Source organism: bacterium, from assembly GCA_030693205.1.
Taxonomy (GTDB): domain Bacteria; phylum Patescibacteriota; class Minisyncoccia; order JAHIHE01; family JAHIHE01; genus JAHILZ01.
The window spans coordinates 1-1,021 of the sequence record JAUYBG010000020.1 but is presented as its reverse complement, the minus strand read 5'-3'; the positions used below and the strand labels follow the sequence as shown (position 1 = coordinate 1,021).

At 38.4% G+C, this 1,021-nt stretch carries 1 protein-coding gene; it reads right to left on the bottom strand.

What is annotated here, in order from left to right:
* Positions 1-68: 68 nt before the first annotated feature.
* Positions 69-890: a hypothetical protein gene (locus Q8N37_04610; GenBank protein MDP3057764.1), complete on the bottom strand. Its 822-nt coding sequence runs from the start codon at positions 888-890 to the stop codon at positions 69-71.
* Positions 891-1,021 lie beyond the last annotated feature (131 nt).

The following is a 1,021-nucleotide window of genomic DNA, read 5'->3' as shown; positions in this document are numbered from 1 at the left end:
ATAACTTACTGATATTTCTAGACAAAAGTTACGTTTGTCCAATAATAATAAAATTAATTGGACAGGAGTTACGTTTGTCCGTTGATAACCCCCAACTTTTCTAAATCTTTTTTAACTGTATCATCTTCCAATAAGTACCTTTTGATTGACTTCGTGTGATCTTTTGGCTTTTCCCCAGGCATTGGTTTTGGATATATTTCTCTCTCAAATAACTCTTTTTCAATAGTTCTTGCTATTTTGTGAAAGCTCATGCCCGTTGCATTCATGCGGTAAAGGGCCTCCACAACAGCTTGCTTATTTTGGTCCTTGATAGACTTTTTCTTTATAACACTTTTTCTAACTCGGAATATGCTTTTCCCAAGTTGCTTAAAAAAAAGAAACCAGGAAAGGGCTTGGGTTATTAACTTAGCACGCGCATAGTCAAGACGTAGATCGGCTATTGTCGGTGGAATGTTCGGTGCTTCTAGGTACAGGTACCATAGTGATAAAAGTTGGGCTAGAATTTTTGTGGGTTCATCGGGAACCTTATATTTTTGCGATAGCATTAATCTTGTTATCTTACCAAAATTAAAATTCTTCGATAGTTCGCGAAGGTATAGCTCCAAGCGGGGAGTCAAACACTTTGTTTTACTAAAAAAGTATTCTTCCGCTGACTCCAAGTAACAAGGGTAACAATGTTCAGGATTTAAACCAGATTCAAAGAATTCCATGGCAGAGTAATAAGTAGCCAGGGTGATAATGGAATTTTCAATTTCTTTAAACTTTGCTTTATGAATTTTTTTAAACTCATGGGCGAAATCTTTTTCGAGGTTATACTTATTAATAATCTCTTCTGTTGTTTCTGGTTTTATGCTCTTTTTTTTGCTCCCCATAGTTCCGCCTCCTGTCACGGCCTGGTGGTTAGTCCGGGGAAAGCGGTCCAGGAAAACCGCCTTTCGGGGACGTCACCCTATCCCCGGAAAATATGAAATGTGCATCAACCGTTGTTTCCTGCGTTGCATAACTCCATTCCTACCTTCGA